Origin of the sequence: Pseudopedobacter sp. (assembly GCF_040392825.1) — a bacterium.
In the GTDB taxonomy this organism is placed as follows: Bacteria; Bacteroidota; Bacteroidia; order Sphingobacteriales; family Sphingobacteriaceae; genus Pseudopedobacter.
The window spans coordinates 1-9,811 of the sequence record NZ_JBEBVH010000146.1 but is presented as its reverse complement, the minus strand read 5'-3'; the positions used below and the strand labels follow the sequence as shown (position 1 = coordinate 9,811).

The window sequence follows — 9,811 nt, the reverse complement described above, 5'->3', positions numbered from 1 at the left end:
CAGGGCCTTTTGCATTTGTGGCCCCCGGCTAAACAGAAACAGCAATAATAGCAACGGGCACCGCGCAGGTCCTTCCTTCCCTCGCCCTCCCTGCTTAAACCATACATATCAAATCAACATACGGTTAACCTAAAGCCGATTGTCTAGATCTTGCTAGTTTTCTTCTGTCCTGAAGAGCTAGTCTCTCGAAAAAATTTAATTTTAAATATTTGTTTAATTATAAATGATAATTGCTTTTTGCTCTCCATGAAAACAAGTAAAGCGGATACTATATATGATACTAATAAATTTGTGATACGTTGATTAGCTCATTTATCTAATTGGAGTTTTATCTCCATAACGCTTAAATAAGAATAGAACATATATACACGTTGCGATTGATAAAGAAATAAGCCCTGTCCCAAGTAAATATTTAGAATATTGGACGCCAAAAGCATATAATATTATTCCTATCAGGACTAATAAAGTAGAAGATTTTAGTGCGTAAATTATTTTCCGGAGCATAATAATAGTCAATAAACTTAAATTATATCAATTATTGAACCAAAGCAGACAGACTTTTTAAATTATAAAGTCTTAATTTTCAAAACAAAAATGAAATTCAGGTTCATAATTCGTAAATTTGCAACCTTAAATTTTGAAGTATTAGCTGATGTATAAGGAATATAAACAACTGAATTTATCTCAAATAGGGAAAGAGGTTTTAGAAAGTTGGAAAGCCAACTATATATTTACAAAAAGTATAAATAATAGGCCAGATTCTAAGCCGTACACTTTTTTTGAAGGCCCACCTTCTGCCAATGGGATGCCAGGTATACATCATGTTATGGCGCGTTCTATCAAAGATATTTTCTGCAGATATAAAACTCTTAAAGGATTCCAAGTAAAGCGTAAGGGAGGGTGGGATACACATGGTCTTCCTATTGAATTGGCAGTTGAAAAATCCTTAGGAATTACAAAGGAAGATATTGGTAAGGAAATTACAGTAGAAGCTTATAATGAAGCTTGTAGAAAAGAGGTAATGCGTTATACAGATGTGTGGAACGACTTGACCGAGAAGATGGGATATTGGGTAGATTTGGATAATCCATACATTACTTATAAAAATGATTATATTGAATCGCTTTGGTGGATATTGAAACAACTACATCAAGCAGGTTTCTTATATAAAGGATATACCGTTCAACCTTATTCACCAGCAGCTGGTACCGGATTGAGTTCCCATGAACTAAATCAGCCCGGAACATACAGAGACGTAAAAGATACTTCTATTGTGGCTGAATTCAGGTTGAAGAGAGACCAAGTGCATCCTCTGGTTCCGCGTTTATTTGAAACAGAGGAGGAAGACACATCTATTATTGCCTGGACAACTACACCCTGGACACTTCCTTCAAACTGTGCCCTGGCTGTTGGAAGTGATATTACTTATGTCAAAGTCAGGACTTTTAATCAATACACCCATTTGCCTGTTAGTGTAGTATTAGCAAAAGATTTGATTTCCAAACATTTTAAAGCGGATGCACAGAATTTATCTTTTCAGGATTATAAGGCGGGGGATAAGTTAATTCCCTGGGAAATCGCAGAAGAGTTTAAAGGCGCAGAATTAATAGGATTGCGATATTTCCAACTGTTACCATATGTAAGCAGTGAAGAAATTGAAGCAAAAGCCTTCAGAGTTATTCCGGGCGATTTTGTGACTACAGAAGATGGTACCGGGATAGTTCATATAGCTTCTGTTTATGGTGCAGATGACTTTAGGGTAGCTAAAGAAAACGGTGTTCCTTCCATTATGATTAAGGATGAAAGAGGAAATGAATTTCCTCTAGTAGACAAACAAGGTAAGTTTATTGAAGAAGTAACAGATTTTGCAGGAAAGTTTGTAAAAGAGGAATATTATTCTGATGAAGAGAGAAAAGCTACAGATTTTAAACCGACAGATGTTCTTATTGCTATCAAACTTAAGGAAGAGAATAAGGCTTTCGATGTAAAGAAATATGAACACAGTTATCCTCATTGCTGGAGAACTGACAAGCCGGTACTCTATTACCCTTTGGATAGCTGGTTTATTAAAACAACAGCCATTAAAGATAAACTGGTAGCTTTAAATAAAAATATAAACTGGAAACCTGAATCTACGGGAACTGGTCGTTTTGGTAACTGGTTAGAGAATTTGGTAGATTGGAACCTTTCTCGTTCCAGATATTGGGGCACACCTCTTCCAATATGGAGAACTGAGGATGGGGCTGAAGAAATTTGTATAGGATCTGTTGAAGAACTGAATACAAAAATTGATGAAGCAGCAGAGGCAGGCTTCATGGAAAAAGGATTCCGTTTAAAAGATATGCACCGCCCATATGTGGATGACGTGGTATTGGTTTCTTCTAAAGGAGAAAGAATGTTCCGCGAGCCAGATTTGATTGATGTATGGTTTGACTCCGGAGCTATGCCTTATGCACAATGGCATTATCCGTTCGAAAATCAAGAAGAATTTGCGAAAGCTTACCCGGCGGATTTTATAGCAGAGGGAGTAGATCAAACGAGGGGGTGGTTCTTCACTTTACATACTATTGCAGCACTTTTAAGTGAATGTTCTTCTGATATTAAAGCCGTAAATTTATTAAACGGTAATCAGGGGATCGCTTTTAAAAATGTTATTTCAAATGGCCTTGTGTTAGACAAAAATGGAAATAAGATGTCTAAACGTCTTGGTAATGCAGTAGATCCGTTTTCTACTATTGAGCAGTACAGTGCTGATGCTACGCGTTGGTATATGATCAGCAACGCTTCGCCATGGGATAATCTTAAATTCAACTTAGAAGGATTAGACGAAGTCAGAAGGAAGTTTTTCGGAACTTTATACAATACCTATGCATTCTTTGCGCTGTATGCAAATATAGATGGTTTCAAATATAACGAGGCCGATATAGATATTTCCAAGCGCCCGGAGATTGACAGATGGATTATTTCTCTATTAAATACCTTGACTAAAGAGGTAGATGGCTTTTACGAAGATTTCGAGCCTACAAAAGCTGCAAGGGCAATTCAAAGTTTTGTTGATGAGCATTTGAGTAACTGGTTCGTAAGATTAAGCAGAAGGCGTTTTTGGAAAGGTGACTACTCAGAAGATAAGATTTCTGCATACCAAACTTTGTACACTTGTTTAGAAACTATTTCTAAACTCATGTCTCCTATTGCACCGTTCTTTTCTGATAGATTGTTTAATGATTTGAATAACGAAACTCAGAGAGAGACTGTAGAATCTGTACACTTAGCAGATTTTCCGGTTTATCATGAAGAATTAGTAGACAAAGCCTTAGAAGAAAGAATGCAGTTGGCGCAGGACATTTCATCAATGGTTTTATCATTACGTAAAAAAGTAGGAATTAATGTCCGTCAGCCATTGAATAAAATCCTGTTACCTGTATTAGATGCTTCTTTTCAGGCAAAGATAGAAAAGGTTAAAGAATTGATCTTGTCTGAGACCAATATTAAGGAAATTGAGTATATTACCGATACAGCTGGAATTATTAAGAAGAAGATAAAACCAAACTTTAAATCTTTGGGGCCAAAGGTGGGCAAGCATATGAAAGCTGTTGGAAATTACCTGGTTAACCTTAATGATGAACAAATAAATACATTTGAGGCAAACAGAAACATTGTTTTTGATGTTGAAGGTCAAACATTCGATATTTTTATAGACGATGTAGAGATTATTGCGGAGGATGTACCAGGATGGCAAGTGACTAATATTGGAAGATTAACTGTAGCGCTGGATGTTACGATAACAGAGGAATTGAAAGAGGAAGGAATTGCCAGAGAAATCATTAACCGTATCCAGAACCTTAGAAAAGATAAAGGTTTTGAGGTAACAGATAAAATTCGTGTGATATTGGAGGATAACCCGTTAATCTCGAAATCTGTGGATAAAAATAAATTATATATTTGTGCTGAAACCCTTTCTGAAGAACTTCAACTTTCGGAGTTAACAGAAGGAGATAGCATAGAAATAGAAGACGTTAAATTATTTATTTTGCTAAGTAAAATTTAAGACTATGGAAAATGTTGCTAAAAACCGTTACTCAGATGCAGAACTTCAAGAGTTCAAAGAGTTAATTACTACAAAGTTAAATAGTGCAAAAGAAGAGCTGGCTCTTTTGGCGAATTCGCTAAGTAATCCTAATGCGAATGGTACAGATGATACTGCCGGAACTTTTAAAACATTAGAAGATGGTTCTGCAACATTAGAGAAAGAACAGATTAATCAATTGGCGGCAAGACAGAAAAAATTTATTGAAAATTTAGAAGCTGCTTTGGTTAGAATTGAAAACAAAACGTATGGTATTTGCAGAGAGACAGGAAAACTTATTCAAAAAGAGCGTTTAAAAGCGGTACCTCATGCAACTTTAAGTATGGAAGCTAAATTAAAACAGAATTAATGAAAGGGTACAGTAAACCGATTATCCTTATTCTACTTATATTAATTGCTGATCAGGTATTAAAAACATGGATCAAGACAAACATGTTTATTGGTCAGGAATTCCATATTATTAAAGACTTTTTCATTATTCACTTTACAGAGAATAATGGAATGGCTTTTGGAATGGAATTCGGTGGCGAGGCTGGTAAGTTAGCTTTGTCTCTTTTCAGAATACTAGCTGTAGGAGGCATAGGTTACGGTCTGCATTACTTAATTAAGCATAAATACCATCGTGGCTTTATTTTATGTGTGGCTATGATTTTTGCAGGGGCTTTGGGTAACATTATAGACTCTGTCTTTTATGGAGTGATTTATGGTTACGAGAAGCTATTTCACGGGAGAGTGGTAGATATGTTCTATTTTCCTATTTTCAGAGGGAATTTTCCCGATTGGTTTCCGGTATGGGCCGGAGAAGAGTTTATATTCTTCAGGCCGGTGTTTAATATTGCTGATGCCGCGATTTCTGTAGGAGTTTTTATTATACTTCTAAACCAGAAGATTTATTTTAAAGAAGAGATAAAAGAAGTCCCATCGCCTAATAGTGAAGTTATAGAAGACTAAAAACATAAAAACCCTTCGATTTTCGGAGGGTTTTTTTATTTTTAAGGTTTAACCTTAGTTATTTTTATGCGATTCAAGTTTCTTTTATTAGCAATATCCATTTTATTTTCAGTAAGAAGTTTGGCCAATCAAGATCCGGAATTTAGCGGGTGGTCAGCAATTTTTCATAGCCAAAGATTAAATCCTAAATTAGGGCTTCATCTGGATGTTCAAGCAAGAAGCTCTGATGAGTTTGATTACCTAAAAAACGTTCTGGTTAGGCCGGGGATAACTTTTTTCTTTAATAACCAAATTAACAGTACATTAGGATATGGGTTTATTAATAGTAAAATTAAATCTGATGTGCAGGATATAAATCTTACTGAACATAGAGTCTGGGAACAGCTTATCTATATTCAAAAAATAAAGTCTCAAAGTTTTACTCATCGTTTTAGATTGGAACAGCGTTTTATCGAGCAAGTACAATCAGATCTATTTTCACAGCGTTTGAGGTACTTTTTAAGAACTTTAATGCCTTTGTCAAAACATGAGGGTGCTTTTCAAAAAGGAATCTTTGTGGGGCTTCAAAATGAGCTTTTTCTTAACCTCCAAAATAAAGACAAGATGAATAATCATTTTTTCGATCAGAATAGAGCCTATGGAGCTTTTGGTTATCGTTTCGCACCAGCTTTTGATTTAGAGTTGGGATACATGAATCAGCGAATAAAGCAGAGAAATGGAGGACTAACCAATCATATTATTCAAATAGCTGCTTATACCAGATTTTAGCAGATTTAAAACAGAAAGAGCACATTATGATTTCTGAGATAAAAGAGTATAGGTATCTTAAGAAAAATAGGTTATTGAGATATTATTCTTCTGTTGGAAAATCTAATGCAAGTCTCTCTACTATTCTATCGTTCATAATATGTTCCCTAACAATTTCTTCTACATCAGATAGCTGTACTCTACCATAAAAAATGCCTTCCGGATACACTACCACACTCGGACCCAGTTCGCAAGTTTCTAAACATCCGGCGCGTTGAGCTCTTACGGTTGCTAACAGCCCATTATCTTTTACAGCTTTTTTAAATGCTGCAGTTAATGCTAAACCGTGTTGTTCTCCACAGCATACTCTTGCCCCTTCCGGACGTTGGTTTGTACAAACGAATATATGTTTTTTATATTTCTGTCTCATCTTAATAGATTTTGAGCAAAGGTACTATAAACAAGAAAACTACGGCAATGTTCTAAACTAAATTGCCAGAAAATGGTTTTAAATGTTATATGATTACAAAGATCCTGATTACTGGCGGAAGTGGATTAGTCGGTTTCCATTTAACAAGAGAATTATTAAGTCAAGGTTATAAGGTAAACCATTTAAGTAGAGGTAACAAAAAGCAAATTTTAGGAGTTACTACTTATCTATGGAACCCTGAGCGAAAAGAAATTGATGAAAGGTGTTTGGAAGGCGTAAGTATTATAATTCATTTAGCTGGTGCTGGTATTACCGATAAAAGGTGGACGGAAAAAAGAAAAGAGGAAATAATTCAAAGCAGGGTTGCATCAATTGAATTAATTTATGATCTGTTAGAGAAAACAGACCATCGTGTACAAACAATAATATCGGCATCTGCCTCGGGTTATTATAGCGACAGAGGTGAAGAGCTTATGGAGGAGACGGCTTTGGCAAAGAATGACTTCCTGGGAAAATGTTGCTTTTTATGGGAACAAGCTGTGGATAAAGGCAAGCAATATGGACTCCGTATAGTGAAATTACGAACCGGTGTTGTATTAGACAATAGGAAAGGTGCGCTACCAAAACTGATAATTCCCTTTAAATTGGGTGTGGGGTCACCTTTTGGGAATGGCAAACAATGGATGTCATGGATTCATATTAAAGATGTTGTAGCTGCTTATATTTACTTTGTGAAGCATGAAATCTCAGGAACTTATAACCTTTCTTCACCTTCACCTTTAAGGAATAAAGATTTTTCGAAAATTCTTTCAAAACAGCTTAAGAAGAGATTTTGGGTGCCGGCTGTTCCTAGTTTTGTTCTTAAGTTAGCTTTGGGGGAAATGAGTATTGTTTTGCTTGGAAGCACAAAAATGGGAGTTCAGAAATTGTTGGATACAGGGTTTGTATTTTGTTATCCTACATTAGAACTTGCATTGGATGATCTTCTAATAAAAGGTTAAAGATAAATTTGAACAGAATTTTTTTGAACTGATAAATAGATACTTAATGGAATGAGTGCTTTTTTCTTTATAAATCATTTGGAGCATATAACCCAAAGTATTACCTTTGCACAACTTTACTGAAAACAAAACATCAATAAAGTAAGATTCCGTAGCTCAGCTGGTAGAGCATTACACTTTTAATGTAGTGGTCCTGGGTTCGAATCCCAGCGGGATCACAAAACGCCTCACAGAAATGTGGGGCGTTTTTGTTTTTACCAAAAAAACATTGCCGTTGAATATAAAATTGAATTAATTTGGCATAATCAGTTAAATTTATGATTTAACTATCGAAATGAATAAGGAATCAATGAAAGCAAGACTAAAATTTAAATATGTTATTGTATGCGCTTTATTTCTCAACTCTTCGTGTAGTTTTTTTCAAAAAGAAGAATTATCAAGAGAGCAAAAGCGAGATCATGTTTTGAAGAATATAATTCCCCCAATGATTTCGAAAAATAAATTAATAATAACTGATTTTGGTGCGATAGGAGATTCTTTATCGGATAGCAAGCCTGCTTTCGATAAAGCAATTCAGGCCTGTAAAATGCAAAATGGGGCTAGAATAATTGTTCCTCCAGGTGTTTATTTACTCAATGGGCCCATTCATATGGTTGATAATATGTCTATCGACATACAAAAAGGGGCTAAATTAATTTTTAGTTCGAACCCTAAAGATTATCTTCCTACCGTATTGACTAGCTGGGAAGGAACTTTTTTGTATAATTATAGCCCTTTTATATATGCATATCAGGTTAAAAATGTCGCTATTATTGGGGAAGGAACTATAGACGGAAATGCTAAAGATTCATTCAACTTGTGGCATGGCAAACAAAAGCGGAGTCAGGAATTGAGTCGGAAAATGAATCATGATAATATTCCAGTAGAAAAACGGCAATTTGGTAAAGGTCATTTTCTTAGACCGCAATTTATACAGTTTTTTGAATGTAAGAATATTCTGGTAGAGGGAGTGACTATAACAAATTCTCCTTTTTGGTGTGTGCATTTCTTAAAGTCAGAAAATATCACGGCAAGGAAAGTAAAATTCAACGCGTTTAATAAAAATAACGATGGTTTCGATCCGGAATATTCTAAGAATGTTTTAATTGAAGATATAGATTTTAATAATGCTGATGATAATGTTGCAATAAAGGCAGGAAGGGACTATGAAGGCAGAAGAATTGGTATTACCTCAGAAAACATTATAATTCGTAACTGTAGATTTAAAGGATTGCATGGGGTGGTAATTGGGAGCGAAATGTCTGCAGGAGTGCAAAATGTTTTTGTAGAAAACTGTACATATGGCGGCTATTGTAAACGAGGTATATATTTAAAATCTAATCCCGACAGAGGAGGATTTATTAAAGATATTTATGTGAATAACGTTGAGTTTGGGGAAGTTGAAGACTGTTTTTTTGTTACTTCTTATTACCATGGAGAGGGAAAGGGGTTTGAGACCGATATCAGAAATGTATTTGTAAATAATTTGAAATGCAGACGTGTTTCAAACTCCGGTTTGGTTATTCAGGGTTATCCAACAAAAAAGGTACGCGATATCCAATTTACCAATGTGAAAATAGATTCCTGTAAAACTGCTTTAAGCTTTACAAATGCCGAAAATATTGTGTTTAATGATGTTGTTATTGGAGAGACGGTTAAAGTCCCTTCAAGTGCAAAATAGCGGTAAAAATGCTACATAAAACCAGAGGGATAGTATTGAAAGTGACAGATTACTCGGAGAGTAGTGTTGTAGCAAAGATTTACACTGAGAAATTTGGGATACAATCTTATTTAATAAATGGTGTTAAAAGGCCAAAAGCAAAGATAAAAATGAATATGTTACAGGCTTTGCATTTATTGGATATGGTGGTTTATCATAAATCAACAAATAGTATTCACAAGGTATCTGACTTAAGGAGTTTTCCTGTTCTTACTTCAATTCCTTATGATATATCTAAAAGCTCGATAGCAATGTTCTTGAACGAGATCATCTATAAATCTATTAAAGAGCAGGTAGATGATGCTATTCTTTTCGAATTTATATATAGTTCTATAGAGTTGTTAGATCACGTAACTAGTAGCGTTGCTAATTTTCATTTGGTTTTCCTGATGAAGTTAACGCGGTTTTTAGGTTTTTATCCAGACCTTAGTTTCGCAGATTCCTGTTCTTATTTTGATCTTAAAGCCGGTTCTTTTTCTAAACATCAGCCCCCTCATGCTTTTTTTATCGAAGAAAAATTTATAGAGAAATTTTTAGAAATTGTAAGAATTCCGCTTCAGGAATATGAAAGCTTGCAGTTAAATAATGTTTCTCGCAAGTATCTGTTAAATAGCGTAATAGATTATTACGGTCTTCATATAGACAATTTTGGAAGTATTAAATCCAGGAGTGTTTTAGAAACTGTATTAGAATAAAGTGAAAAAAAATTTTGCAAATATGAAATAAGAAATTACTTTTGCAGTCCCAAACGGGACAAAGACAAGTTCTTTAAGATAAAAAGATGGAGGCTTAGCTCAGCTGGTTCAGAGCATCTGCCTTACAAGCAGAGGGTCACT

8 protein-coding genes and 1 tRNA gene are annotated in these 9,811 nt (G+C 35.0%); 8 read left to right on the top strand and 1 reads right to left on the bottom strand.

From position 1 onward, the window contains the following. Positions 1–652: 652 nt before the first annotated feature. The 4 genes from ileS to ABWO41_RS11295 all read left to right on the top strand — a co-directional run bounded on the left by ileS (position 653) and on the right by ABWO41_RS11295 (position 5,806). Positions 653–4,048: an isoleucine--tRNA ligase gene (gene ileS / locus ABWO41_RS11310; RefSeq protein ID WP_353137760.1), complete on the top strand. Its 3,396-nt coding sequence runs from the start codon at positions 653–655 to the stop codon at positions 4,046–4,048. Between the two features lie 4 nt (positions 4,049–4,052). Continuing rightward, on the top strand, positions 4,053–4,436 hold the full coding sequence (locus ABWO41_RS11305) for a TraR/DksA family transcriptional regulator (protein WP_353137758.1): 384 nt from the start codon (positions 4,053–4,055) through the stop codon (positions 4,434–4,436). Next, the gene (locus tag ABWO41_RS11300; protein ID WP_353137756.1) at positions 4,436–5,038 is read left to right on the top strand and encodes a lipoprotein signal peptidase; all 603 of its coding nucleotides are present in this window, start codon (positions 4,436–4,438) and stop codon (positions 5,036–5,038) included. Before ABWO41_RS11305 ends, ABWO41_RS11300 begins: the two co-directional genes overlap by 1 nt. 66 nt (positions 5,039–5,104) lie before the next feature. Further along, positions 5,105–5,806 (top strand): DUF2490 domain-containing protein, encoded by a 702-nt coding sequence (locus ABWO41_RS11295; protein ID WP_353137754.1) that lies wholly within the window; start codon positions 5,105–5,107, stop codon positions 5,804–5,806. An 82-nt stretch (positions 5,807–5,888) separates the two neighbouring features. Here the strand turns inward: ABWO41_RS11295 and ABWO41_RS11290 are convergent, their stop codons facing one another. Continuing rightward, complete coding sequence (locus ABWO41_RS11290) at positions 5,889–6,215, bottom strand: (2Fe-2S) ferredoxin domain-containing protein (protein ID WP_353137752.1); 327 nt, start codon at positions 6,213–6,215, stop codon at positions 5,889–5,891. Between the two features lie 89 nt (positions 6,216–6,304). Here ABWO41_RS11290 and ABWO41_RS11285 point away from each other — a divergent pair, with 89 nt between their 5' ends. The 4 genes from ABWO41_RS11285 to recO all read left to right on the top strand — a co-directional run bounded on the left by ABWO41_RS11285 (position 6,305) and on the right by recO (position 9,670). Next, complete coding sequence (locus tag ABWO41_RS11285) at positions 6,305–7,216, top strand: TIGR01777 family oxidoreductase (protein ID WP_353137750.1); 912 nt, start codon at positions 6,305–6,307, stop codon at positions 7,214–7,216. A 145-nt stretch (positions 7,217–7,361) separates the two neighbouring features. Then, positions 7,362–7,434, top strand: a tRNA-Lys gene (locus tag ABWO41_RS11280). A gap of 116 nt (positions 7,435–7,550) precedes the next feature. Beyond that, entirely contained in the window at positions 7,551–8,936 is a 1,386-nt protein-coding gene (locus tag ABWO41_RS11275) for a glycoside hydrolase family 28 protein (RefSeq protein WP_353137748.1), read from the top strand. Positions 8,937–8,944: 8 nt separating this feature from the next. After that, the gene (recO, locus tag ABWO41_RS11270; RefSeq protein WP_353137746.1) at positions 8,945–9,670 is read left to right on the top strand and encodes a DNA repair protein RecO; all 726 of its coding nucleotides are present in this window, start codon (positions 8,945–8,947) and stop codon (positions 9,668–9,670) included. Positions 9,671–9,811 lie beyond the last annotated feature (141 nt).

Bases quoted from the DNA above. Each gene is read 5' to 3' on its own strand.
- ileS (WP_353137760.1), top strand. From the start codon at position 653: ATGTATAAGGAATATAAACAACTGAATTTATCTCAAATAGGGAAAGAG.
- ABWO41_RS11305 (WP_353137758.1), top strand. From the start codon at position 4,053: ATGGAAAATGTTGCTAAAAACCGTTACTCAGATGCAGAACTTCAAGAG.
- ABWO41_RS11300 (WP_353137756.1), top strand. From the start codon at position 4,436: ATGAAAGGGTACAGTAAACCGATTATCCTTATTCTACTTATATTAATT.
- ABWO41_RS11295 (WP_353137754.1), top strand. From the start codon at position 5,105: ATGCGATTCAAGTTTCTTTTATTAGCAATATCCATTTTATTTTCAGTA.
- ABWO41_RS11290 (WP_353137752.1), bottom strand. From the start codon at position 6,215: ATGAGACAGAAATATAAAAAACATATATTCGTTTGTACAAACCAACGT.
- ABWO41_RS11285 (WP_353137750.1), top strand. From the start codon at position 6,305: ATGATTACAAAGATCCTGATTACTGGCGGAAGTGGATTAGTCGGTTTC.
- ABWO41_RS11275 (WP_353137748.1), top strand. From the start codon at position 7,551: ATGAATAAGGAATCAATGAAAGCAAGACTAAAATTTAAATATGTTATT.
- recO (WP_353137746.1), top strand. From the start codon at position 8,945: ATGCTACATAAAACCAGAGGGATAGTATTGAAAGTGACAGATTACTCG.